We start from the raw sequence: 26,900 nt of genomic DNA on the forward strand, positions 1-26,900 counted from the left end.
GATACGCTTATGAAAAAGTATAGTATCAATAAAGGTATTGGAGCCAGTGTTGAGTTTAAAGGACTCAAGGCGCAGTACCTGTTTTATTTTGCAGGCGGACTTTTGGGTAATCTTATTCTTGTAATGGTTTTGTATATGGCAGGAGTAAACAATTTTATTTGTTTGAGCTTTGGTTTTGGATTTTCGGGTTATCTGATCTACAAAGTATTTTCATTAAATAAGAAATACGGTCAGTATGGCCTTATGAAACTTCAAGCTAGAAAATACTTTCCAAGGTATATCATCTCAAGGAAAGATATCAAAGGGTATTTCAATAGAAATTTAAAACTAACGACCTATGAGAAATACAGCTAAGACAAACACCCTTGAGCGGATGTTTCCGATTTTATCGGTTGAGAATAACTGTATGGTCTCTAAGCAAGGAGATATCACGGTTTGCTATAAAGTGATCTTACCTGAGATATTTACAATTTCAGACAAGGAGTATGAAACTATTCACAGCGTATGGCATAAGGCTATTAAGACGCTTCCGGAATTTACGGTTATTCACAAGCAGGATTGGTTTATAAAAGAAAGTTATGAAGCGGATTTTAAAGACGCAGAACAAAGCTATCTCAGTAGAAGTTTTGAACGGCATTTTAATGAACGTCCCCACCTTAATCACAGTTGTTATTTGTTTATCACAAAGACTACCAAAGAGCAAATCAAAAGCCAAAGCAACTTTTCATCACTCACAAAAGGGGAGCTGATTCCCAAAGAAATAAGAGATAAAGACTCGGTTCAAAACTTTTTGGAAGCCACGACTCAGTTTGAGAAGATTTTGAATGATAGTGGACTGATTCACTTAATTAAACTATCTGAAGAGGATATTATCGGCTCAAAAGATAAAAGCGGACTCTTGGAGCAGTACTTAACGCTAAGTCCTAGTAAAAGAGGAAGCCTTCAGGATATTGCTATCAATGCTGAACAGGTTAGAGTAGGAGATAATAGGCTTTCTGTCCATACGCTTTCAAGTACAGATGATTTACCTACTGAGGTGTCTTATTTGTCTCGTTATGAAAAGCTGTCAACGGATAAAAGTAGTATGGCTTTGTCGTTTGCATCTCCTGTTGGGCTCTTACTTAATTGTAATCATATCTACAATCAATATTTGTTTATAGAAGACAGTGATTACAATTTAAAACAGTTTGAAAAATCAGCTAAGAATATGCATTCCTTGGCCAGATACAGCAGAGCTAATCAGATCAACAAGCAGTGGATTGAAGAATACCTAAATGAGGCGCATAGTAAAGGGCTAACATCCATTAAAGCTCACTTTAATATAATGGCATGGTCAGATAATCATAGTGAGCTTAAAAAGCTTAAAAACGACTGTGGGAGCGCAATTGCTTCCATGGAATGCGTACCAAGACACAACACAGTGGATGCTCCCACACTTTACTGGGCAGGTATGCCAGGGAATAGCGCAGACTTTCCTAGTGAAGAGAGCTTTTATACCTTCATTGAACCTGCACTTTGCTTGTTTACAGGGGAAACCAATTATCAAAACTCGCTATCTCCTTTTGGAATTAAAATGGCAGATAGACTCACTGGTAAACCGATTCATTTGGATATTTCTGATTTACCTATGAAAAAGGGAATTATCACCAATCGCAACAAGTTTATCTTGGGGCCTTCGGGTAGTGGTAAGAGTTTTTTTACCAATCATATGGTAAGGCAATACTATGAGCAAAATGCTCATGTGTTGCTTGTAGATACTGGAAATTCCTATCAAGGTTTATGTGAGCTTATTAAAGGAAAAACAAAAGGTGAGGACGGAGTATATTTCACCTATACTGAAGAAAACCCCATTGCTTTTAATCCATTTTATACCGATGATGGGGTGTTTGATATTGAAAAAAGAGAAAGTATTAAAACGCTCATCTTGACTCTTTGGAAGCGCGATGACCAGCCGCCCTCACGAGCTGAGGAAGTAGCGCTTTCAAACGCGGTTAGTGGATACATTCAAAAACTTCAAAACAGCAATGTAAAACCAAGCTTCAATACTTTTTATGAGTATATCAAAACAGATTACAAAAAGGAGTTAGAACAAAAACAGGTTAGAGAAAAGGACTTTGATCTTTATAACTTTTTAAATGTCTTAGAGCCTTATTACAAAGGTGGGGAATATGACTACCTATTAAACTCAGAAAGTGAGCTTGACCTTTTAAACAAACGCTTTATCGTTTTTGAAATTGACGCAATCAAGGATCACAAAATTCTCTTTCCTATAGTGACAATCATCATTATGGAGGTGTTTATAAATAAGATGCGACGTCTTAAAGGACAGCGCAAATTAATCTTAATTGAAGAGGCGTGGAAGGCCATCGCTAAAGAGGGTATGGCGGATTACTTAAAGTATTTGTTTAAGACTGTTAGAAAGTTCTTTGGAGAGGCAATTGTGGTTACCCAAGAGGTAGATGATATTATTCAATCTCCGATTGTAAAAGAGAGTATTATCAATAACTCAGATTGTAGGATCCTGCTTGATCAGCGTAAGTACATGAACAAGTTTGATGATATACAGGCTATGCTTGGACTGACAGATAAAGAAAAAGCTCAGATACTTTCGATAAACCTAAACAACAATCCAAACCGCCTGTACAAAGAAGTATGGATTGGTCTTGGTGGTACTCACTCTGGAGTATATGCTACAGAAGTTAGCTATTCAGAGTATCTCGCTTATACCACAGAAGAAACTGAAAAGCTACAGGTAATGAACCTGGCTAAAAAGCTTGACGGTAATGTAGAGATCGCAATAAAGCGCTTGGTACAAGAAAGACAGAAAGAGTAAGACAAAACAGTGCTCTAATCCAACTTCTAAAAGGATAAAAAAAGAGGAACAAAACAATCAACTAAAACACACTCAAAATGAAAAAACTAATTCAGGTAGTTATGGTAGCTGTGCTACTAGTTCTACCCATACAAATTCACGCCCAATGGGTGGTGAGTGACCCTGGAAATTTAGCCTCAGGTATACTAAATAGCGCCAATGAAATTATCCAAACTTCTGCCACAGTGGATAATGTAATAAAGAACTTCAAAGAAGTAGAGAAGGTCTATAAACAAGGCAAGGAATACTATGACAAGCTACAAGCGGTCAATAATCTAATAAAAGACGCGAGAAAAGTACAACAAACCGTGCTACTAGTTGGAGACGTGTCAGAGCTCTATGTCAAGAACTTTGGTAAAATGCTAAATGATCCTAATTTCTCGGCTCAAGAGCTTGTCGCTATTGGCAATGGATATGCCATTCTTTTAAATGAGAGTACAGAGCTTTTAAAAGAACTCAAACAAATTGTAAGCGCTTCGAGTTTGTCTTTAAATGACAAAGAACGCATGGATGTAATCGATAGAGTGTATAAAGAAGTGAAGGACTATCACAACCTTGTTAGTTACTATACTAGAAAAAATATAGGCATAAGTATACTAAGGGCTAAAAAGAAAAACAATACTCAACGAGTACTTGATCTCTATGGGGCGTCCAATCAAAAATACTGGTAGCTATGGGAGAGAGTAATTTACATGAAGTACTTCAGAATCTCTATTACGATATGATGCCTCTCTCGGCAGAAATGGCGGGAGTGGCTAAAAGTGTAGCGGGTCTTGGGGCTCTTTTTTACATCGGATTGAAAGTATGGCAAGCCTTAGCAAGCGCAGAACCTATTGATGTGTATCCGATGCTAAGACCCTTTGCTTTGGGTATTTGTATCATGTTTTTTCCAACCCTTGTGCTAGGAACCTTAAACACGGTGCTTAGTCCTGTGGTTAAAGGGACACATCAGATACTGGAGAATCAAGTGATTGATCTAACGAATTTGCAACAACAGAAAGATGTTTTAGAAAAAGAAGCTATGCTTCGAAATCCAGAGACGGCTTATTTAGTTTCAAAAGAGGAGTTTGACAAAAAGCTCGATGAGCTAGGATGGTCTCCTTCAGATTTAGCAACCATGAGCGGGATGTATATAGAAAAGGGAATTTATGAAACTCAGAAAGTAATTAGAGACGCCTTTAGAGATTTCTTAGAAATGATTTTTCAAGCCGCAGCCCTTGTTATTGATACCATTCGCACGTTCTTTTTAGTAGTGCTGTCCATACTTGGTCCCATTGCCTTTGCCATCTCAATATGGAGTGGTTTTGAATCTACAATTACCCAGTGGCTCACAAGGTATATAAGCGTGTATCTCTGGCTTCCAGTAGCGGATTTATTCAGTGCTATGCTCGCTAAGATTCAATCGCTAATTATTGAAAGAGATATGCAGATGCTTTCAGATCCAAGCTTTATTCCCGATACCTCTAATACCGTTTATGTGATATTTATGATCATTGGCATTGTGGGATACTTTACGATTCCAACGGTAACAGGTTGGGTAATTCAAGCCGGTGGAGCTGGAAACTTTATGCGCAATATGAATCAAACGGTAATGAAAGTTGGAAATATGGCAACAGCAGGGGCAGGGGCTGCAGCTGGAAATATTGCAGGTAAACTCATGAAGAAATAGACACAATCAATTATTAAAACCAATAAAACCATGGAATTTAAATCACTTCGAAATATAGAAAATAGTTTCCAACAGATTAGACTCTATGCCATTGTATTTGTCGCAGTTTGCCTTTTAGTAGTAGGTTTTTCCATCTACAAAAGTTACGACTTTGCAAAAGAGCAACGAGAGAAAATCTATGTACTGGACAAGGGTAAATCACTTATGCTTGCCCTGTCTCAAGATGCAAGTATAAATAGGCCAGTAGAGGCCAGAGAGCACATAAGACGCTTTCACGAGCTGTTCTTTACTCTCTCGCCTGAAAAAGCAGCCATTGAGGGTAATATGCAACGGGCGTTTAACCTTGCAGATAAAACAGCCTTTGACTACTACAAAGACTTACTTGAAAAAGGATATTACAGCAGAGTGATCTCAGGGAATATCCAGCAACGAATTGAGGTGGATAGCATTAAAATAGATTTTAATAACTATCCTTATAAAACAATGACCTATGCTACCCAGTATATCATCCGATCAAGTAATCTCACTAAAAGAAACCTTATAACAAGTAGCCAGCTTGTTTCGGCTGTACGCTCAGATAATAACCCGCAAGGGTTTATTATCGAAAAGTTTACAGTTGTTGAGAACAGAGACTTAGAAGTTGTTAAGCGCTAAAAAACAAATCCTATGAATAAGTTACAAGTTTTAAGACATAGCTATTCTAGTAGGTTTCTAGCCTATTGGAATAATCAATCGTTGCTGAGACAGCGCGCTTTATTACTTACGGCTTTTACTCTTTACACACTTGTCTGTCTTTTTATTGTAAAGACAAGCTTTACCTCTAAAATAAAGGAAGCAACAAGTAGGCAGAAGCAAAGTAATATAAAGACTGTTAAGTATTTGCTTGATAGGCAAAAGATAGAATCACACCCAACTAGTAAAACTAAAACATTATGAATCAAGATCAAACATCAAATAAGAGTCATCAGATTGAGAAAGTACCCAAAGAAAACAAGGCAATTCAAAATTTGATAGAAAAACACAAAAAGCACATTGTCTTTGCTTTAATGGGGATTGTGTTTTTAGGGGCTATGTACCTTTTGTTTAAACCAGATGAAAAGGAGGTAATTATCCACAATGATTCCATTCCAGAGGCTATAACACAAGGGATGCCAACAGATAAGGTAAAGGCTTATGAAAAAGAGTTATGGGAACAGAAGCAACAGGAAAATGAAAATCAGATTCACTCCTTAGCAGATTATTGGAATGAGCCTCAAGATGAGTCTAATATTACTTATAATCATAAAGATTATAATGTAGAACCTACTTATACGCCCTACGAGCGGTCTTATCAGAACTACAAGCAAACTCAAGATGTGCTTGGTAGTTTTTACGATAGTACTGAAAATCCAGAAACGGATCGACTTAAAAAACAGATCGAAGAGTTAGAAAAGCGTTTAGAGGAAAAAGATACTCCAACTGCTCTTACGATGGACAATCAATTAGAGCTTATGGAAAAGTCGTTTCAGATGGCAGCTAAATATTTACCAGGTGGACAAACTCCAAATGTGTCATTACCCGTAAATCAAACTCCAAGTGCCAAAACAATTCCAAGTAAGAAGCAGGCCATTACTGTGATAGATAAAACAAGTAAAGAGATTGTATCCTCACTTGTAAAACCAATGAGTCTTCAGGATTTCTTACCAGATAATCTTCAAGACAATCAAACCTTTTATACAGCAGAAGGAGAGCGTAAAACGCAAAGCCACAAAAACAGTATAAGAGTTAGTATTAAAGAAGATCAGGTCATTATAAATGAAGGCTACATTAAACTAAGACTCTTAGAAAGTATTGTAATAAATGGAGCTTTATTACCTAGTGAAAGCACGCTCATTGCTAAAGTAAAAGTAAACAGTGGCAGGTTAGAGCTTATTGTAAACTCTATTAAGATTGAAGAGACCATCATAGAAACAGAGCTTATCGGTTATGATAACTATGGGCAAAAAGGCTTAGAGGTATTAGATCTTCAAGAAATAAGCGCCTCAAAAGAAATCATTGCCAATATGGGGCAAACAGCAGGCACAAGTATCTCAATGAGTAGATCTGCTTCAGATCAAATAGCAGGAGATTTAACCAAAGGGCTCATTCAAGGTGTGTCAGGATACTTTTCAAAAAAAGTAAAAGCTCAAAGAGTAGCCTTAAAACAAGGACAAGAGCTGTTTCTTGTACCTAAAGAATAACAATCAATAACAAAAAAATCAAATCATTATGAAAACATTCATGAAATATATACTACTGTGTCTAATAACAGTAAATACAGTGACAGCTCAAGAAGGTAGTCAATCTATTAATCTATCAAATGCTGAGGTAACTCCTTACGAGGTAGAGCTCACTCAAAACAAAACAACTCATATTCTATTTCCAAGTAGTATTGAATATGTAGACTTGGGAAGCAATGAAATTATAGCCAATAAAGTTGAGGCAACATCAAATGTACTTCGCTTAAAAACGATAAAAGAAGACATCACAGCTACAAATTTCACAGTTATTACAAGCGATGGTAAATACTATAGTTTCAATGCTACCTATAAAGAAGAGCCAATACAACTGAGTTATGATTTAATCAAGTTTGAAAAACAAGTAAGTAAAAAGCAAAGTGAAGTGCTTTTTAAAGATCTAGGTAATACTAGCTCAAGTCTAGCTAATCTTTTTATGAAAGCTATTATCAAGAAGAATAAGAAAGAGTTAAACATTAAAAGCAAAAGCTACGCAGTAGAAGCAAGGTTAAAGAGTATCTATACTCAAGATGGCAAACTCTACTTTTATATTTCTATCAACAACAAAAGCAATTTACCATACACAGTTGAATACATTAGCTTTAAAATCAAAGATAGAAGAACTTCAAAACGAACGACAATTCAAGAGATGACTTTAAAGCTAATTAGAAGTTATTCTGACTATCAAACGATAAATAGCCAAAGTAAGCAAGATAATGTTTTTATATTAGATCAGTTTACTCTGTCTGATAAACAGGTGCTTTTAATTGAAATCAAAGAAAAGAATGGTGTTAGGAGCCAGATTTTGAAAGTGAAGAATTCAGACCTTTTAAGATCAAAAAGAGTAGACTATTTAAAGATTTAACTAATCAAAAAGTCCTTTTTTAAGGGCTTTTTTTAGTATATACAATCTAAGAAGTATATTTATTTATTAGATTATACTTTAGATGTAAAAGTTTACTATTTTAGTGCCAATTTAAGGATTGTATATCCTCAATTTATAAATAGTCATTACAAAAATGTCAGAAGAACAAAAGAAAATATTAGAACAACAGCTTTGGAATATCGCCAATACGCTGAGAGGAAAGATGAATGCAGATGAATTCCGAGATTATATTCTTGGATTTATTTTCTACAAGTATTTAGCAGAAAAAATGGAAATCTATGCGAACTCCATTTTGCAAGAAGATAATATTGAGTTTAGCAGTATTGATGAAAATTCAGCTGTAGGAAAAGAATATATTGATGCAATTAGAGAGGAAGCTCTTGAGACATTAGGTTACTTTTTAAAGCCTTCTGAGCTTTTTAGTGAGATAGCAAAAAGAGGAAGTGGAAGTACTAACACTTTTATCTTAGAAGACTTACAGAAAATCTTAACTAATATTCAGTTAAGTACTATGGGAACTCAAAGTGAAGAAGACTTCGATAACCTGTTTGAAGATATGGATCTTAATAGTACTAAACTTGGTAAAACGGCTGAAGCACGTAATGAAATTATCGTAAAGGTTTTAGTTCACTTAGATGAAATTGATTTTAAATTAGAACATACCGAATTGGATGTTCTTGGTGATGCTTATGAGTATTTAATTGGTCAATTTGCAAGTGGTGCTGGTAAAAAAGCTGGAGAGTTTTATACTCCTCAAGAAGTATCTAAGATTTTAGCAAAGATTGTTACAACAGGAAAGAATAGATTAAAATCTGTATATGATCCTACTTGTGGATCTGGTTCTTTATTGTTACGTGTTGCCCGTGAAGTGAAAGATGTCAATAATTTTTACGGACAAGAGATGAACCGTACTACGTATAATCTTGCGAGGATGAATATGATCTTACACGGTGTACATTATTTAAAATTTGATATTAAACAAGAAGATACATTAGAGCATCCTCAGCATTTGAATGATATGCCTTTTGAGGCTATTGTTGCAAATCCACCTTTCTCAGCTAATTGGAGTGCGAATCCACTATTTTTAAGTGACGATCGCTTTAGTCAATATGGTAAATTAGCGCCTGCTAGTAAAGCTGACTTTGCTTTTGTTCAACACATGATTTATCACCTTGCTGAGAATGGTACAATGGCTATTGTTTTACCTCATGGTGTGTTATTTAGAGGGGCCGCTGAATTACATATACGTAAGTATCTTATTGAGCAAAAGAACTACTTAGATGCAGTAATTGGACTTCCTGCTAATATCTTTTACGGCACAAGTATTCCAACTTGTATATTAGTGTTTAAGAAATGCAAAGAAGACCCAGATCATATTTTATTTATTGATGCAAGTAAAGACTTTGAGAAAGTAAAAAATCAAAATATGTTGCGTGAGGAACATATTGAAAAAATTGTAGATACTTATAGAAACAGAACAGTAATAGAAAAATATAGTCATTTAGCTACTTTAGAGGAAGTTGCAGAAAATGATTATAATCTAAATATACCTCGATATGTTGATACTTTTGAAGAAGAAGAAGAGATAGATATAGATGCTGTAATGAAGGAAATAAAGTCTTTGGAAGCTAAACGTGCTGAATTAGACAAGGAAATTGATGTTTATTTCAAAGAACTAGGACTAGTTTTTTAATTTTTTATATCCTTAATGTTATTACTAACGAAAATTAAATGACTAAAATGACAAGTAAAAGATTAAAAGATAAGAAGGTTCCTAATTTGAGATTTCCAGGATTTGAAGGAGAGTGGGAAACGAAGAAGTTGGGGGAGATCGGAGAAATTGTTAATGGTTTAACATATAGTCCAAATGACATAGATGAAAATGGTGTGCTAGTTCTTAGATCATCTAATGTTCAGAATAGAAGTTTAGCTTTTCAAGATAATGTTTATGTGAGAACAGATAATTATAATCCTGTTCAAGAAAATGATATTTTAATTTGTGTTAGAAATGGTAGTAAAAATTTAATTGGTAAAAATGCACTAATTAATAAAAAAAACGAAGGGGTTGCTTTTGGTGCTTTTATGTCTATTTATAGAAGCTCTTTTAATAGATTCCTATTTCATTGGTTTGATACAAATGAATATAAAGAAATTGTGCATAAAAATTTAGGGGCAACGATTAATTCAATAAACGGCAGTGATTTAAAAAATTTCAAAGTTCCATTTCCCTCTGTGAAAGAACAAAAAAAAATAGCATCTTTTCTATCACTTGTTGACGAAAGAATTCAAACCCAAAACAAAATAATTGAGGAGTTAGAAACTTTAAAGACAAGTATATCAAAGAAGATATTCTCTCGAGAATTGAGATTTAAAAACAACAATGGAAGTAAATTTCCCGAATGGATAAACAAGAGATTTAGAGAAATTGCAACTATAATTATGGGACAATCTCCAGAATCGACATCTTATAACATAGAGGGTATTGGACTTCCTCTAATACAAGGAAATGCAGATATTGTAAATAGATTATCTGCTCCAAGACAATATACAAAAAATCCTACTAAACAATGTGATATAGGTGATATTCTCTTAACAGTAAGAGCTCCTGTTGGTTATGTTTCTAAATCATCTCATAATGCTTGTATAGGAAGAGGAATATGTTCAGTCAAAAACAATAAACACTCAAGTAATGAATTCATTTACCAGTTTTTATTATACTTTGAAAATAAATGGAAATCTTTAGAGCAAGGAAGTACCTTTACTTCTGTCAATAGTTCTGATATTGGCTCTATAATTATTAAAGTTCCTTGTATTGAAGAACAAAAAAAGATTGCTGATTTCCTTCATGGCATAGACTCAAAAATAAGTACTGAAAAAATACTTTTGCAAAAACTAGAAGAGCAAAAAAAATATCTTTTAGATAATCTTTTCGTTTAAAATAGTAAGGCAAGAAATAAAATGAGTATTTCTTGCCTTAATTGCTTATATGAATAACTCTTTTAGTAAAAATTGTTTCTGTAAGTTTAATTGATTTAGAATTTGCTTTTCATTTTCTATTTTACTCACTAAAGAAGATAGTAAACTCGCTATTGCCTTTTGTTCATCAATACTTGGTAAATTAATTGTAATATTAAAAAAATCTGAAACACCTATATTTAATAGTCCATGATTCCTAGCTCCTTCTTGTGCTACTTTCTCAATTTCTGAATTTTGAATTCCTGACTCAAAATAATGTTCCATAAAGTCCTTATTAACTAAATGATTGAATTCAAAACAGATGTAAAGTGTTGAAACTACACCTTTCTCATATTGATTTAGTCGTTTTATAGCCCCCATAGGATAACCATTTGAATAACTTTTGTTATATGCAAAGTCATTTTTTTTCAGTAGATAATAACCTAAGATATTTTTAGCAGCAACAGACTTATTAAAAAATTCTAGTTGGCTTATTAAACCATGCTGTGCAGAAATGGTCAATACATTTTGATTATTTTCAGAGTTTTTTTCTACTATTCTATTAGCTATATTTTTTAATTTGTATTTTTTCCAAGGAGAAAACACATTGCCATTATCTTGAAATCTAGTTTTTTGTGAGAATATCTTTTTCGCTATGTTGGTTTTTAACACACTTAACTCCTCAATTATTTTGTTTTGGGTTAATATCCTTCCATCTATTAACGAAAGAAACGAAACAATTTTATTTTGTTCATTTTGATATGGCAAAGTTATAGGAGTCTCTCTTAGTGTTTTTAAAGATAGATTCTTAATAGTAGATCCTGTTAGTTCTGATTTAAAATAATTTTGAGTTGCTTTGGTTTGCAAACTGAAGTATATAAAATCAGATGCTTTATCAAAATTGAAATAACCTACGCTCTTTCCAAGCATTACATTCTCATTATTATACCTTGCTATATTACCAATTGTTCCATTTAAGGAAATTAATAATGTATTTTCTTTTAAGCCTTTTCTGTTTCTTTCATATGTTTCTATATCTATATTTTTAGTATTTTCATTTAATTCAATTTTTCCATTTACTAAATTGTTTCCATTTATAAAATAAAATTCTGAATCACTTAAATATGTAGGAGTTCCATGTAATCCATCTCCAATTTTATCAGCAATCTCCCCCAACTTCTTCGTTTCCCACTCTCCTTCAAACTCTGGAAATCTCAAATTAGGAACCTTAGAACCTAAGCTATCACTAGGATTAAATATCCTTAATTGTTTTCCTTTGGCGTTTTAAAATATAAATACAGAATGAATACACAAAAACAACTTTCAGAAGTAATTGAGCTATGGAAAATAGACAAACAGCAATATGTGAAAAAATCAAGTTTTTCAGCTTATACTCTTTTGATTGAAAATCACTTATTACCCATTTTTGGAGAACAATATGAAATTGAAGAAGCAGATGTACAAAACTTTGTACTTCAAAAATTAGAAGGAGGATTGAGTCATAAAACAATTAAAGATATTTTGATTGTCTTAAAGATGGTATTGAAGTTTGGAGCTAAGAATAAGTGGTTGAGTTATACGCCTTTTGATATACAGTTCCCAACAGAGCGAGAAAAGCAAAATTTAGAAGTACTTAGTCGTGCTGAACAAAAAAAGATAATGAACTACATACAAGAGCATTTTACATTTAAGAATTTAGGAGTTTATATCTGTTTAAGCGCAGGGATCCGTATAGGAGAAGTTTGTGCCCTTACTTGGGAAGATATTGATACTGATAATGGTGTTATAAGTATTAATAGAACTATTCAAAGGATTTATTTGATTGAGAATGGAGTAAGAAGAACAGAGTTAATTTTAGATACACCAAAAACGAAAAATTCCATTCGCGATATACCTATTAGTAAGGATTTATTAAGAATATTAAAACCGTTTAAAAAAATAGTTAACCCTACTTTTTTTGTACTAACTAATGATGCTAAACCTACAGAACCCAGAACATATCGTAGCTATTATAAAAAACTGATGAATGAATTAGATATGCCTGAATTAAAATTTCATGGATTAAGACATAGTTTTGCGACTCGTTGTATTGAGAGTAATTGTGATTATAAAACAGTTAGTGTGCTTTTAGGTCATTCAAATATTAGTACAACCTTAAATTTATATGTTCATCCTAATATGGAGCAGAAAAAAAAGGCAATTGAACAAATGTTTAAGACATTAAGGTAAAATTATTATCACTATGAATTAGGAGAAATGAGTGGGAGTATGTATATTTTGTTAAATTTGTTTACAAATCAAATATTCACCTTTTTTAACTCCTAATTCATAATTATTTTGAGTAAGCAGTCTGAACAGTTTTTAGAAGAGCAATTGGTAATCCAATTGCAGAAAATGGGTTATAAATACGTTTCTATTGCCAATGAAGCAGAGTTGTTGGCTAATTTAAAAGTACAATTAGAAAAGCATAATCGAATTGAATTTAGTGCTAGTGAATTTGAGAAAGTACTAAATATACTTAACAAAGGATCTGTCTTTGAAAAAGCAAAAACTTTACGAGAGAAAAAGCACCATATTATTAGAGATAACGGAGATAATCTATATTTTGAATTTCTAAATGTTGAGCATTGGTGTCAGAATGAATACCAAGTAACAAATCAGATTACGCAAGAAGGAAAATATGTAAATCGCTACGATGTTACACTTTTAATTAATGGTCTTCCTTTGGTACAAATTGAATTAAAAAGAAGAGGACTTGAATTAAAAGAAGCTTTCAATCAAATTAACCGATACCAAAAACATAGTTATGGTTCAGGAAAAGCTTTATTTCAATATGTACAGTTGTTTGTAATAAGTAATGGAATTAATACGAAGTATTACAGTAATTTTGGAACTCACTTACCAGAATTCCTACAGACGTTTCATTGGACAGACGAGCTTAATAATCCTTTAAATAATATTTTAAACGGTTTTACAGATCAATTCTTAGAACCTTGTCACGTGAGTAAGATGATTTGTAAATACATTGTTCTTAATGAGACAGATAAGCGTTTAATGGTTCTTCGTCCCTATCAGTATTATGCTGTGGAGAGTATTATTAAAAAAGTAACAGAAAATGAAGTGCTCAATGGTTATAATATTGAAAAGAATGGATATATCTGGCATACTACTGGTAGTGGAAAAACATTGACAAGTTTTAAAGCGAGTCAAATTTTATCTAAAATACCTGCTATTAGAAAAGTTGTGTTTGTTGTAGATCGAAAGGATTTAGATTATCAAACCAATCAAGAATATGATAAGTTTAGTAAGGGATCTGTTAGCTCGGCTACCAATACAGACGATTTGATTAAGAAGTTTATTGATCCGAATGTTAGTATTATTGTAACTACGATTCAGAAATTAAACAATGCTATATCTGGTAGAAATGTATCAAAGATGAAATCCATAAAGGACATGCGTATGGTTTTTATTTTTGATGAATGTCATCGCTCTCAATTTGGTGATACCCATAAAAATATAGTACAATATTTTACTAATATTCAATTATTTGGTTTTACAGGAACCCCAATATTAGCTGAGAATGCTAATGGAGAGAAAACAACAGCTAGTCTTTTCGGAAACTGTTTGCACAAGTATGTTATTACTGATGCAATACGCGATGAGAATGTCTTGAAGTTTTCGGTTGAGTACATTCAAACATTTAAGAAGAAGGATCATATCATTGATTTACAAATAGAGCAAATTAATGAAGCTGAAGTTTATGAAGCTCCTGAGCGTAAAGAAGCTATTGTAGATTATATTGTGCAATATCACAATCAAAAAACACAAAATAAAAAGTTCTGTGCGATGATGTGTGTACAGGATATTGACGCAGTTATCAAATATTATGAGATTTTTAAAAGAAAGAAACAGGATGGAGAACACGATTTAAAGATTGCTACTATATTTAGTTTTGCTCAAAATGAAGATGAGATGGAAGAGCAAGTTGTAAATCAGCTAAATATGACTGCTGAATCACCTCTTGAATATCAGAGCAATTATGTTCCTCATCGAAGAGAATTGCTTGAGTTATATGTCGACGATTTTAATAATCAGTTTGAAGAGAAACACAATATAAAGGATACAGAAGGTTTCTATAACTATTACAATGCTGTGGCAAAGAAATCTAAGCAAAATGAAACAGATATTCTTTTGGTTGCCAATATGTTTTTAACCGGATTTGATAGCAAATATTTAAATACATTATATGTAGATAAGAATTTACAGTATCATGGCCTTATTCAAGCCTTTAGTCGTACAAATAGAATTTTAGATAAGAATAAGACACAAGGGAATATAGTATGCTTCCGCAATTTGAAGGAGAAGACAGATCAAGCAATTGCTTTATTTAGTAATAAAGAAGCTATTGATGAGATTATAGTTGAACCTTATGAGAAATATGTTGATAAATTTAATGAGGCTACAGAAAAACTATTAGAGCTTGTTCCGAGAGTTGATGCTGTAGATGGACTATATTCTGAGGATGAAAAATTGAAATTTATCTTAGCATTTCGTACTCTTATAAGACTTCATAAGAAGATGACTCATTTTACTGAGTTTAACTGGGAAGATTTAGATTTAGAAGAACAAATATTTGCTGATTATACTAGTAAGTATTTAGATTTAAAAGATAAATTAGGTTCTGATAATTTTACACCAGAGAAAACTTCAATTCTAAATGATATTGATTTTGAACTTGAACTTATAAGAAGAGATACAATTAATGTAAATTATATCCTACAGTTATTAATTACATTCAAATCAAAACAAACAGATAAGGATAAAGAAACTATTGAAAAAGAGATTTCTAATTTATTAAATACGGAAGTATCTCTTCGAAGTAAACGAGAATTAATAGAGAAGTTTATTCAAGAAAATTTACCCTTAATTGAAGATACGGATAATATCACTGAAGAGTTCGATAAATTCTGGGTTAAGGAACAAGAATCAGCATTGGTTAAATTAGTTCAGACAGAAAATTTATACAGAGATCAAACAGAAAAACTAATAGAAAACTATTTATTCTCTGAAAGAGAACCTTTGCGAGATGATTTACTGAGCTTAAGAAAAGATGGTAAACCAAGTGTTCTAAAATTTAAAGAAACAGGAGATCGTATTTTAGGAAAAATTATGGGATTCGTTGATACTTTTGTGAATGGAATATCGGGATACTAATGGTTCATTTAATTATACTCTGATTAAAATGAATAAAAATCATTAATTTAAAAACTCGACTAGTTTATGCCATAAAAAATATAAAAACCTGAAAGCCGCAATTTATAAGACATACGGAGTAGGGTGTAAATCCCTCTTTAATATCCTCAAAAACCGATAGCCTACGCTATCGGTTTTTTTATGTTTGTACTAATCTACTTTTTACAATTTTACGCTAACATTTTTTTCAAATGTAAATTTCAGACGTACTACATTCTTTGTAACCCTCGACCACCAAAGCTCTTTAACTTTTTGCCTCAACATTTAAAACCTCAAAAATTAACCTAAGTATCCTTCTTTTTTAAGACATATTCGCGCGCTTTTTCTTGGATTTGATCATCAGACAAATACTTGTTTTTTAGCAGCCACTCATTAATTTCAGATTTCTGAAAGAACAAGTATTTACCATTAGGTTTAGAGTAGGGGATTTTATTGTAGTGAACCAGGTGATAGATATACGATTTTTTAAAACCAGTATATTTCTCTAGTTCTTCCACAGACAGAATTTCCTTGTGATTAGAAATGATGAGCTGCTCTAAATAGTCAAGCTTTTCAAGAATAAGTTTAATAGCCTCCATAGTCAATTGTTTTTAAATTTAGAAGCAAACTACAGTTATATCATAAAAGACTAAAGCCAAGTGTACTTTCAAGTACCACTTGGCTTTAGTGTAATTATCATTTTAAAATTAAGCCCTTAGTTTAAAACCCAAACTTAAGTTCTGGAATAAGCTCAGAGGCTTCTTTCATTTTACTATCAATGATCTTGGCATAGATTTGAGTCGTACGGATTTCACGATGTCCCAAACGTTTAGAAACCGTGTAAATATCCGCGCCATTCTCTAAGAGGAGTACCGCATTGGTGTGTCTCGCACTATGGAAGGTAATATGCTTGTGAATACCCGCTCGGTTACACCAACGGACAATTTCATTATTGTAAATAGCAGAATATTTAAGATTAGTAAAAACGAGTTGATTCAGTGATTCTCTTTCTCCTAAGAGATCTCTTGCTTGTTTAGAGATATAAAGATATTCAACACCTTCTGTTTTTTCTTGTCTATAGATGACTCTACAAGCATCATCTTCGTCTCTTACCTCAGACCAAACAAGCTTATTAATATCCGACCAGCGAAGACCAGTTAAACAAGAGAATAAAAAGGCACGTTTAAGCACTTCGTATTTACAATCTGTTTTTACCAGACGTTGTACCTCATTAAACGTAAGATACTCTCTTTGACTTTCCGCTTGTTTAAAACTCTTTACTTTTTGAGCATAGTTAATCGTTAGATACCCTTCTTCAAAGGCTAATCGAAGTGCAGCTCTAAATTTATTGAGATAGGAGTACTTTGAGTTTAATGAAAGCGGAAGTTTACTTTTAGTAAGGGCCTTTGTATCAAAGTAATGTCTGACTTTTTTTAAAAATTCATCATCTACTTCATCAAAAGTAAAAGTAGTAGAGATACATTTTTTTAAGTGAAGAAAACTAGCAGCCCAGTTTCCATAGTTTTTAGGACTTTCGTACTTCTCTTCCATTTTTTCGTGAAAGAAGTCTAGGAAACAACGTTGTCCTTTGTGTTTGTTTTTAATTCCGTATTTACCTCGAAGGTCTTCACTTTGTCTGATGGCTAAGATATTCTCAGCCATTTGTAGCGCTTCTTTGTTTTCCTTTCTCTCCTTTGGACTGTTAGGAGCACCATGCAAAAAGAGTTTTAGGTTTTCAAATTCTCTGATATACTTCTTTTTTCCAGAAGAAGAAACTTCAACTCCTTTTGTATACTCAATTAGAAGGCTTATTCTTCCACTTGGTAATTTTCTTTGTTTCAGTGTGATAGTCATAGTAATCTATATTAGGTTAAGGGAGACCAATTTTTCACAACACTTTCACAACACTTTTTTATTATGTTGTGAATATGTTGAGACTAATATAGAAAATAAGGACATCTTATAAAAATATTTAACACTTAACTATTTGATTTTCAAAGTATTTTGAATCAAATAAAAGTATTAAAAAGACAAGTTATTTACCGATACAAAAATTCGCAAAAATATTCCCCAGTAGCTCATCGTTGGTCACTTGCCCTGTAATTTCCCCGAAGAAGTAGAGGGCCTGGCGAATATCGATGGCCATGAGATCTGCGGAGAGATTCGTTTGTAGGCCCCATTTCACCTTTTCGATTTCCTCTAATGCTTTGAGGAGTGAGTCGTAGTGGCGGGTATTGGTTACAATTGTTTCATTATTGCGTAGCGCTCCCGTATTTACAAAGCCCAATAGCGTTTGTTTTAGCTCGTCTATACCCAGATTTGCTTTTGCAGACATTAGCATCAACCCATTAATTTGCGATTGAAATAAGTCAATTTGTTCTGGTGTGAGGAGGTCCTGTTTATTACACACCACAAGAAGAGGCTTTAATGGGTATTTATTCTTTAATTTCTCCAGTTCGATATTGATTTGTTCGATGGATTGATCCGTTAACTGACCACCGTCAATCAAGTAGATGACTACTTGAGCCGCTTCAATTTTCTCAAATGTCTTCTGAATACCGATGCTCTCTACCACATCCTTCGTTTCGCGAATTCCGGCCGTATCAATAAAGCGGAAACCGATGCCGTCGATAACCAATTCATCCTCGATGGTGTCCCGTGTAGTTCCGGCGATATCAGAGACGATGGCACGTTCCTCGTTTAGTAAAGCATTTAATAAGGTTGATTTCCCCACATTAGGTTCCCCTACGATGGCAACTGGAATACCGTTTTTGATTACATTTCCAACCGCAAAAGAGTCGATTAAGCGTTTTAGGACAAATTCAATACGATCGATGAGTGCTTTGAATTGCGTGCGATCAGCAAATTCAACATCCTCTTCTGAGAAGTCCAATTCCAATTCAATAAGCGAAGCGAAGTTCAGCAGTTGTTCTCGCAATAATGCGATTTCATTGGAGAAACCACCACGCATTTGCTGCATGGCAATTTGGTGACTCGCCTCATTATCCGAAGCAATTAAATCCGCAACCGCTTCTGCTTGCGATAGATCTAATTTTCCATTTAAGAACGCGCGCATGGTAAACTCACCAGGTTGTGCCATTTTAGCCCCTTTGCGCAAGCAAAGTTGAATGATTTGCTGCTGAATAAAGGTAGAGCCGTGACACGAAATTTCAATCGTATCCTCACCCGTATAAGAATGCGGATTTTTAAATACAGAAACCAAAACCTGGTCCAATACACGTTCCCCATCCACAATATGTCCGAGATGTAGGGTATGCGTTTTTTGTTTCGTTAAATCTTTCTTTTTGATCGATTGAAAAATGCCGTTAACCAAAGCAATAGCCTCTTTCCCCGATACACGTATAATGGCAATTGCCCCAGCACCCGAAGGCGTTGCCAAAGCAACAATAGTATCTTGTAATATCATTTGTACCTCTAAAATATGGACAAAGATACTATTTATTCGGCAATCTAATACCAGGACCCTCATCGAAGAAATGATGTCATTTAATTCATTATATTTGAGGGTAAAGTCATAACCAATGAAAAAGATAATGCTTCTTTTGTGCTGTTTATACAGCCTTGTATTTTTTGCTCAAACCTATCGAATGTCAGAAAAAACAAGAGAAGAGGTAGGAGCGTTATCCTCCGATGGTTTGGTGTTTGTAGAGCGCATTGAAAAAGTATTAGATGCCAATCACCTGAAATTAAAACAGCGAGAGGTAAACATCCAAAACCCTGCAGTTGGAGAGGTGGTAAAACAAGGATTGAGAAAGAATACAACAAACGTACAGACCCAAGTAAAAGAAAAAATCTGTTTGCTGTGTTATGAAGAAGAGTGGAAAAACCAATTCTTGGAGATGCAATTTATACAAGCAGGAAAAAACTACAATCGCGATAGCCTGTATCAAAAAACAAGAATCATCAACCAGAGCGATGGGAGCACTGGTGATAAGAGCATAATGCAAGAAAAAAAGACGAAAACGGAGAGGAAAATAGAGCAGACAGATTTGAGTGGTTATGATTTACTAGAACGACAGCTAGATGTTTTGTCATCTGTCCCAGATTTTACCGTTTTTAGGAAGTTGGATTACAATTTTGTTGTTTCCCGTTTTGGCGTCTATTTGCAGCTTACGAAAGGCATGGCATATAAAGACCAAAAGCGAAAAGGCAATACCCTTATAGACACCTATGTTCCGGGAATTTCTATTAAAAAAGACGAGTACCTCCGCGTAATTTATACCATAGAAGAACATCCCGATTGGATGGGAGCATTTGGAGAAGGAGTAACCGAAATTAAAGAAGTAGAAATCGTTGGAGATCCAGATCTCGTTGTACAATTATTTGTTTCATATTGGAAGACCAAAATTTATGACGTACTCCCAGCGAATGGCTATATTATATCGAAGGAGGTGATGAGTGATTATGTCGTATTGAGTGCTGTGGCTCCCAATCAATATAAAATAACGATTACGAAGGGCAATATGGAAATGAATTACGCCAAAACATTTGGTATACATCAAGAGATAAAGAGGTGAGTTATTTGCTCTTTGCACGGTTTGCTCTTTGTTTTTTTGTTTTTTGATAAATTAATCAAACTACACAAACAACAAACAACAAACAACAAACAACAAGTAACAAACAACAAGTAACAAAGCACAAAGAGCAAAGCACAAAGCACAAAGAGCAAAGCACAAAGAGCAAAGCACAAAGTGCAAAGAACAAAGTGCAAAGAACAAAAAAGCAACAAACAACGAATAACACTAACAAAAAGATACCAATAAATACTGTGTTTTTTGAGTGCAGGAAACTCAAAAACTAAGCTTAAATTCTTATCTTTATAGAAATCAAAATTAACACTACTATGAAAAAAATACTTTTTCCAACAGACTTCTCAGAGACAGCAAATAACGCTTTAATATACGCGCTAAAAATGGCAGATAGTCAAAAAGCAACCCTTTTTGTATTACATGCTTATGAAATGCCAGTAATTTCTGCAACAGCTAATCCTGTGATGGTTCAAGATGTATATAAATCGATTGAATTAAGCAATTTTGAAAACTTTAAAGATCAAGTACCTTTCATCCGCGATATCGCTAAAGAAAATAACTTAGATCACGTACCGATGCATTTCATTCTTGAAGAAGGTTTCTTGAATACAATTTTGAAGAAAAGAGTAGAAGAAGAAGAAATCGACCTAGTGGTAATGGGAACCAATGGGAATTCAGGATGGGATAGAAAATTGTTAGGATCTAATACCGTGAATGCAATTAACTCTTTGAAAGCGCCCGTATTAAGTGTACCACACGATGCGGTTTTTAATGGAATCAATTCCATTGCATTTTCAACTTTATTTGCGGCGAGCGACAAAATTGTATTAGACAAATTGGTAAAGATTGCCAAAGGATATGATGCTACGATTAAATGTATTCATGTCATTGAAGATGTGGAGAAAGTAAATCGCGAAGTTGTAGAAAGCTGGTTAGAGTATTACGACGGACATCCAATTACCTTCACATTAGTAGAAGGAAAAGACGTAGAAAAAGAAATCTTTACGTTCCTAGATAAAGAAAATATTGATTTGCTTGTATCGGTGAAGCGCAATAGAAGTTTCTTAGAAAAATTGTTCACTTCAAGTATGACAAAAAAATTAAGTTACCATACTCATGTGCCGATCATAGCCTTCCATGAGGAATAGCCATAAAAAAAGTCGTAAAGTATTATTTACTTTACGACTTTTTTTATGGCGTACTTGGCTGTAAAACCACTTACTCCATTTTGTTTTTATTGATTTCGTCTTGCAGTTGTCTTCTTATTTTTTGTTCTCGCTCCAAAGAAGATTTGCGGAATTCTTCCAATTCCTCATCTGTTTCTTTTAATTTGAGAAGCGCCTCTTTCGTATCTACATGACATTTTTTAAAGCGGTAGTAGAATAGAGCCACCAAGACAAACATAAAAGCAAATAATGCAAGTATAACGGTTTGTATCGTGTTTTTGTTTGCAGTAATACCCAAAAATTCAAAGTGTTCTTCCTTGGCTAAAGAAGTTTTCAATTCCTCTTCAGCCTTAGCAAGTTTTTGCGTTGCCGTTTCTAGGTCTTGTTTATGCTGATCAATAAGCGCTTGATTCGCTGTTGTATTGGTTTTATATTGACGAAGAGAATCCTCTACATTATGTTGTAAATCCAGTAGACTTTGTTTATCAACAATTTTAAAATTCTGATAGTTAGATGAAGTATTAAACAAAGTAGAGAATTGATTTGTAATGGTTTTAACGTTGCTCTGTGCAAAAACAGTACTTGTTAGTGCTAGGGAGGCAAGTAGTAAAATACGTTTTATTCTTTTCATTGAGTCACTTTTTGTATTACAATTTTATAGAGGCCTAAGATAAGTTATTTATTTTTATAAAAAAGAGTTGTGAAAGGAAATTTTTAAGATAATTTTATTTTTATTTTTAGAACTATTGTGAAAAATTATAGTTTTAATATAGGAAATAGAGGGTATTGTTTGAATAATTAATGAATTGCCGAAAAATAGGATACATTTTATACCATTTTGAATTTAATTACGTTAGTTTTGATGTAAAATTGAGAACAAATGATAGAAAATTTCTTTTCTAACATCCACCGCATGCTGCTATGCTTGGGCATTTTCTTTTTAGGATCGACTATTCTTTCTGCTCAATCCTTGAATCAGGATGAGTTGACAGCAGTTAAAATGTGGTTAGATGAAGATGGTGACACAAGTTTATACATAAAGGTGAGTGCTGCGTGTAATAACTATGATGGTAAAAGAGCCTTTGATTACATTGGTTTGCCCTCGGCTATTACATTAAAATTGAAGAATGATTTAGGCGAAGCAAATTTCGTGTATGAACATCCGCGGTATGAATCTTCCATGCTCATGTTTTATAGTGAAGCTGTATGGTTTAAGACGTACGATTGGAAACAAGCGGTTTTTATCCCTCTTTTTTACTGCAGTCAAAAGCATGGAGCAACCATGCCATTGTCCTATCTTATTTTATACAATCAGCAAATGCTTGTTGTTCACCTCTCTTTTCAATGTAAACCTGAAGTATGGGGAACGTGTACTCCTGTATTTAAAAAACGCCGCATTAAAAATCAGTTGACTCAATTGCCACAAGCCCTTCAGGATGATTTTACACATTATATTGAAAAGACCTATACCACGAGAGAAGATCTGTATCCCAATCACATGACGTTTAAACAAAAAAAGTACAAAGATTGGAATCTTGAATCTGTGGTTTCCATTGTAGAAGCGAGTTATCCTCATGAATTATTACGCCGTTTGCACACCTTTATTGAAGATCAAAAATGGCAATTGGCAGAGGCTTATCTAAAAGAATTTGAATACCTCTATATTCAAGAAGAAGGAGTGGTAGTCATTGCTGGATTTCGCACAAGTAAGCAAACCTTTCAAGAGGAAATGCAGCGTTATGTTAGTCGTAATGCTTCAGAGGAAGAGCAATTATTGGCGCAAGCGATTCGCTATGTAGAGGATGGGGATTTTCAACGCGGGTACCAATTGTACAAAGCGATTTTAGAAGAATTCCAAGCACAATAATGTTACAAATCAGCTAAAATAGTAACCTTTTTAGCTCAACTAAAAAATAGAATATGAAAAAGGCAATACAGGACTTATATCCAGAAAACTTAGCCCACTGTTATGGATGTGGAAAATTAAACCCAGCAGGACATCAACTGAAAACGTATGTAGAGGGTGAAGGGGAGACTGTGGCTCATTTTACGCCCCAACCAGAATTTACAGCTTTACCAGAAAGTGTATATGGCGGTTTAATTGCTTCTTTACTGGATTGTCATGGAACAGGATCAGCAGCTGCTTTTATCTGTTTGGCAGAAAACCTACCGTTGGAAGAACCAATTCCTGTACGTTGTGTAACGGCTTCACTCAAAGTAGATTTTAAAGCGATGACTCCTATGGGGGTTCCTTTAGTTTTGAAAGGAAAGTTGAGAAGTATAGAAGGCAGAAAGGTGTGGGTGGATATGACCTTATCAGCCAATGATACACTTTGTGCTACAGGTGAAATTCTAGCCATTCGATTAAAAGAAGAATAGAAATAGAAAGCGAGCTATCCTAACCGGTAGCTCGCTTTTTCAACTATGGATATCTACTATTATTTAGTAGGAAGTGTTCGTGTTAACCAGCCTCTTCGATTGGCTGTAGCAATTGCATAAGGCGTAATCCAGAAGAGAGTAAAGGTGTAAAAAATACTATACGTATAAGCCCAAAATGAATCTTTCAGGTTGTATTTCTTCGCGTAAAACAGAACTTGAATAGACGAGAAGATTAATATACCAGCCAAAGCACTACTGATAAACATAATCGGATAGCTAAGGATTAGATATAACATCAAGAGCATCATAGGATAAGCTAAAATAACTTTTAACCATTGATTCAAGAGTAAAATACGAGGTCCAATTGTAGGTCCTGTTCTAAATTTACGGAAGGCAAATTTACTCATCATGATATTTTCTCTCACATTACTGCGTTCCCAACGGATAAACATCTTGTATAAACCTTTGAAATTTTCTGGCGTGTTGGTTAGTACATAAGCATTTTTCTGAAACAATACATGGTATCCTTGTTTTAAGATCATATTCGTCATCGCGCGATCTTCTCCAATATCAGAAGGCGTTCCCATAAACGTTTGGTTAATCCATTGTTCTAAACAATTCATTACAGCTTCTCTGCGGTAAGCGGCAAGCGCTCCTGGTGTACACAATACACTGTTTAATGCACTTTGTGCTGATCGAATAAATTCAAAACTAAAGACAAAACTTACATTCAGCATTTTTGGAATAATTCCGTCTTCAGTGTTTAATACCAATACGTTACCACCAACGGCTCCACATAATTCATTATGAGCAAATGGACTTACTAATTGTCTCAAGGTATCTTTTCGTACAATCGAATCACTATCTACGGTTACAAATACTTCTCCTTGACCTAATTTAAATCCACGGTATAGGGCGTGTCTTTTCCCCATATTACGAGGTTGTTGATAAATTTCAACACGAGATCCCAATACTGCTTTCGCTTTTTGCATCCAAATCCAAGTGTCGTCTTTACTACCATCATCAAAAGAAATAAGCTCTAATTTTTCTGCAGGATATTCACTTTGCGCCAAACTTAATAAGGTATCGTACACTAAACGCCCTTCATTATAGGCGGGAACAATAACAGTACAAGTTGGTAGTTCACTATCCCCAACTGGAGCAACGGGTTTATATCTAAAGTATTGATAAAAAATATAGCATAAGAAGAGTACCTGTACAGCTAAAAGGGCCATACTAAGTCCAAAGAATAATTGTCCTCCCCAACCTTCTAGTCGTTTCAATTGCATACGCTCAAAGTAGGGGTGGAAGTGATAAAGTATAACCACACTACTAAATAATAGGACAAAAGTTAGCGCTAACACCAAATAATCCGTTAGACTAAAGCGTTGCTGTTTATTCGAGTTTTGCGAAGTATCGAGAGATGAATACGCAAGCTGGGGGACTTTGTTTGTTTTCATATGTGTTTGAATTAGTGGAATAGATTGTGTCTTGATTCTGCTCCTGAATGGAGTGAAAAACAAGAAACCTGAGGAGATCTTAATCTCATGTAACTAGTAATGCAAGATGTGTGCCATTCGATTTTACTGGGGTTTTGCAGTGTTTTTGGCTTCCTCACTTCCCCATATTGTTGAATTGGACAACACATTGTTTAGATACATTCCAAAGAAATGAAACATCAGATAGTAGGGAAAATGCTCTTGTACTGCTAGTAAAGAAGGAATACAAAATGCACAAATAGTGAATACCAGACGGAGCTCAGCAGAAGAAAAATAGAAATTCGAGCCTATTATTGGTTCTTTTTTTCAGGTAGCGTTTTGTATTTTGCTGCTTGGGATTGAAATTTTACAATTCAAACGTTTAAAAATCTGTTATCTTTGAGAGATAATTTTTATATTAAATAGGATGAAAATACTAGTAACAGGTGGACTAGGATTTATAGGGTCTCATACAGTGGTTGCTTTGCAGCAAAAAGGCTATGAGGTAGTGATTATTGACGATTTATCCAATGCAGTTGTAGATGTGGTAGAGGGAATTAAAAATATTACGGGGCACGCACCTCTATTTGAAAAAATAGATTTACGTGATAAATCAAGCGTTTTTCAGTTTTTTGAAACGCATCAAGATATTGGGGGAGTCATTCACTTTGCCGCTTCAAAAGCAGTAGGAGAGAGTATGACAGAACCTTTAGCCTATTACGAAAATAATTTCTTCTCTTTAATTAATGTGCTTTCAGCGATGAAGCATAACGGATTGGATAAAATCATTTTCAGCTCTTCTTGTACCGTGTATGGACAAGGTGAAGTGATGCCAATTACAGAAGAAGAGTCGATTAAAACTGCACTTTCTCCTTATGGAAATACCAAACAAGTAGGGGAGGAGATTATCGTGGATTTAGCCAAAGTATACCCGTTGCAAGCGGTTTTATTGCGTTATTTTAATCCTATTGGAGCACATGAATCGGGATTCATTGGTGAATCTCCAGTAGGTGTACCTTATAATCTGATTCCTTATATCACACAGACTGCAGTGGGAATTCGTCCTTATTTATCTATTTATGGAGACGATTACGATACTGCTGATGGAACCTGTGTACGAGATTATATTCATGTGGTTGATTTGGCAGATGCACATGTACGTGCCATGGAATATTTGTTGAAAAAAGAAAATAAGGAACAAGTAGAAGCTTTTAATGTAGGGAATGGTCAAGGATATTCTGTATTGGAACTTGTACATTCATTTGAACGAGTGAGTGGAATCAACATTAACTACAAGATAGTAGAACGCCGCCCTGGCGATATAGATAAAGCATGGGCAAATACAGATAAAATCGAACGCGTTTTAGGTTGGAAACCCACAAAGAACCTAGATGATATGTTAGCTAGTGCTTGGAATTGGGAAAGAAAATTGAGAAACTACTAAACAAAAAATAAAAA

Annotated in this window: 22 protein-coding genes; 16 read left to right on the forward strand and 6 right to left on the reverse strand. The window is 34.1% G+C overall.

The features are described from left to right. Positions 1–9: 9 nt before the first annotated feature. The 9 genes from AWV75_RS06085 to AWV75_RS06130 all read left to right on the forward strand — a co-directional run bounded on the left by AWV75_RS06085 (position 10) and on the right by AWV75_RS06130 (position 10,619). Positions 10–354 (forward strand): DUF4133 domain-containing protein, encoded by a 345-nt coding sequence (locus AWV75_RS06085; protein WP_060873539.1) that lies wholly within the window; start codon positions 10–12, stop codon positions 352–354. Next, positions 338–2,833, forward strand: coding sequence for a TraG family conjugative transposon ATPase (locus AWV75_RS06090; RefSeq protein WP_060873540.1), 2,496 nt, complete (start codon positions 338–340; stop codon positions 2,831–2,833). The genes AWV75_RS06085 and AWV75_RS06090 overlap by 17 nt, the downstream gene beginning before the upstream one ends. Before the next feature lie 101 nt (positions 2,834–2,934). Then, complete coding sequence (locus AWV75_RS06095; RefSeq protein ID WP_440131126.1) at positions 2,935–3,543, forward strand: DUF4141 domain-containing protein; 609 nt, start codon at positions 2,935–2,937, stop codon at positions 3,541–3,543. A 2-nt stretch (positions 3,544–3,545) separates the two neighbouring features. Beyond that, a complete protein-coding gene (gene traJ, locus AWV75_RS06100) occupies positions 3,546–4,541 on the forward strand; it encodes a conjugative transposon protein TraJ (RefSeq protein WP_060873542.1) in 996 nt (331 codons plus the stop codon). 30 nt (positions 4,542–4,571) lie between these two features. Then, on the forward strand, positions 4,572–5,195 hold the full coding sequence (gene traK / locus AWV75_RS06105; protein ID WP_060873543.1) for a conjugative transposon protein TraK: 624 nt from the start codon (positions 4,572–4,574) through the stop codon (positions 5,193–5,195). 278 nt (positions 5,196–5,473) lie between these two features. Further along, positions 5,474–6,760, forward strand: coding sequence for a conjugative transposon protein TraM (traM, locus tag AWV75_RS06115; RefSeq protein WP_060873544.1), 1,287 nt, complete (start codon positions 5,474–5,476; stop codon positions 6,758–6,760). 28 nt (positions 6,761–6,788) lie between these two features. Then, on the forward strand, positions 6,789–7,661 hold the full coding sequence (traN, locus tag AWV75_RS06120; RefSeq protein WP_060873545.1) for a conjugative transposon protein TraN: 873 nt from the start codon (positions 6,789–6,791) through the stop codon (positions 7,659–7,661). Positions 7,662–7,815: 154 nt separating this feature from the next. Next, a complete protein-coding gene (locus AWV75_RS06125; RefSeq protein WP_060873546.1) occupies positions 7,816–9,375 on the forward strand; it encodes a type I restriction-modification system subunit M in 1,560 nt (519 codons plus the stop codon). A 38-nt stretch (positions 9,376–9,413) separates the two neighbouring features. Further along, positions 9,414–10,619 (forward strand): restriction endonuclease subunit S, encoded by a 1,206-nt coding sequence (locus tag AWV75_RS06130; protein WP_060873547.1) that lies wholly within the window; start codon positions 9,414–9,416, stop codon positions 10,617–10,619. A 45-nt stretch (positions 10,620–10,664) separates the two neighbouring features. Here the strand turns inward: AWV75_RS06130 and AWV75_RS06135 are convergent, their stop codons facing one another. Next, positions 10,665–11,855, reverse strand: coding sequence for a restriction endonuclease subunit S (locus AWV75_RS06135; protein WP_060873548.1), 1,191 nt, complete (start codon positions 11,853–11,855; stop codon positions 10,665–10,667). A gap of 84 nt (positions 11,856–11,939) precedes the next feature. On the opposite strand from AWV75_RS06135, the gene AWV75_RS06140 reads away from it, so the two are divergent. Together AWV75_RS06140 and AWV75_RS06145 are read left to right on the forward strand one after the other, a co-directional pair. Continuing rightward, positions 11,940–12,866, forward strand: a complete 927-nt coding sequence (locus AWV75_RS06140) for a tyrosine-type recombinase/integrase (protein ID WP_060873549.1) — start codon at positions 11,940–11,942, stop codon at positions 12,864–12,866. A gap of 108 nt (positions 12,867–12,974) precedes the next feature. Then, the gene (locus tag AWV75_RS06145) at positions 12,975–15,851 is read left to right on the forward strand and encodes a type I restriction endonuclease subunit R (RefSeq protein WP_060873550.1); all 2,877 of its coding nucleotides are present in this window, start codon (positions 12,975–12,977) and stop codon (positions 15,849–15,851) included. Positions 15,852–16,174: 323 nt separating this feature from the next. On the opposite strand, the gene AWV75_RS06150 is transcribed toward AWV75_RS06145, so the two are convergent. From AWV75_RS06150 to mnmE, 3 genes are all read right to left on the reverse strand, one after another. Next, on the reverse strand, positions 16,175–16,468 hold the full coding sequence (locus AWV75_RS06150) for a helix-turn-helix transcriptional regulator (RefSeq protein WP_060873551.1): 294 nt from the start codon (positions 16,466–16,468) through the stop codon (positions 16,175–16,177). Positions 16,469–16,589: 121 nt separating this feature from the next. Then, on the reverse strand, positions 16,590–17,723 hold the full coding sequence (locus AWV75_RS06155) for a site-specific integrase (RefSeq protein ID WP_060873552.1): 1,134 nt from the start codon (positions 17,721–17,723) through the stop codon (positions 16,590–16,592). A gap of 181 nt (positions 17,724–17,904) precedes the next feature. Next, a complete protein-coding gene (gene mnmE / locus AWV75_RS06160; protein ID WP_060873553.1) occupies positions 17,905–19,296 on the reverse strand; it encodes a tRNA uridine-5-carboxymethylaminomethyl(34) synthesis GTPase MnmE in 1,392 nt (463 codons plus the stop codon). A gap of 115 nt (positions 19,297–19,411) precedes the next feature. On the opposite strand from mnmE, the gene AWV75_RS06165 reads away from it, so the two are divergent. After that, complete coding sequence (locus AWV75_RS06165; RefSeq protein WP_060873554.1) at positions 19,412–20,407, forward strand: hypothetical protein; 996 nt, start codon at positions 19,412–19,414, stop codon at positions 20,405–20,407. A gap of 326 nt (positions 20,408–20,733) precedes the next feature. Then, positions 20,734–21,567: a universal stress protein gene (locus AWV75_RS06170; protein WP_002991673.1), complete on the forward strand. Its 834-nt coding sequence runs from the start codon at positions 20,734–20,736 to the stop codon at positions 21,565–21,567. 70 nt (positions 21,568–21,637) lie between these two features. On the opposite strand, the gene AWV75_RS06175 is transcribed toward AWV75_RS06170, so the two are convergent. Next, the gene (locus tag AWV75_RS06175) at positions 21,638–22,216 is read right to left on the reverse strand and encodes a hypothetical protein (RefSeq protein WP_060873555.1); all 579 of its coding nucleotides are present in this window, start codon (positions 22,214–22,216) and stop codon (positions 21,638–21,640) included. Between the two features lie 249 nt (positions 22,217–22,465). On the opposite strand from AWV75_RS06175, the gene AWV75_RS06180 reads away from it, so the two are divergent. Together AWV75_RS06180 and AWV75_RS06185 are read left to right on the forward strand one after the other, a co-directional pair. After that, positions 22,466–23,452, forward strand: a complete 987-nt coding sequence (locus tag AWV75_RS06180) for a hypothetical protein (RefSeq protein WP_060873556.1) — start codon at positions 22,466–22,468, stop codon at positions 23,450–23,452. Between the two features lie 53 nt (positions 23,453–23,505). Continuing rightward, positions 23,506–23,964 (forward strand): PaaI family thioesterase, encoded by a 459-nt coding sequence (locus AWV75_RS06185; RefSeq protein ID WP_060873557.1) that lies wholly within the window; start codon positions 23,506–23,508, stop codon positions 23,962–23,964. Positions 23,965–24,023: 59 nt separating this feature from the next. Here AWV75_RS06185 and AWV75_RS06190 read toward each other — a convergent pair whose 3' ends face one another. Beyond that, the gene (locus AWV75_RS06190; protein WP_060873558.1) at positions 24,024–25,424 is read right to left on the reverse strand and encodes a glycosyltransferase; all 1,401 of its coding nucleotides are present in this window, start codon (positions 25,422–25,424) and stop codon (positions 24,024–24,026) included. A 445-nt stretch (positions 25,425–25,869) separates the two neighbouring features. Here AWV75_RS06190 and galE point away from each other — a divergent pair, with 445 nt between their 5' ends. Then, positions 25,870–26,886 (forward strand): UDP-glucose 4-epimerase GalE, encoded by a 1,017-nt coding sequence (gene galE / locus AWV75_RS06195; RefSeq protein WP_060873559.1) that lies wholly within the window; start codon positions 25,870–25,872, stop codon positions 26,884–26,886. Positions 26,887–26,900 lie beyond the last annotated feature (14 nt).

This window comes from Myroides odoratus, assembly GCF_001549985.1.
GTDB classification, from domain to species: Bacteria; Bacteroidota; Bacteroidia; order Flavobacteriales; family Flavobacteriaceae; genus Flavobacterium; species Flavobacterium odoratum_A.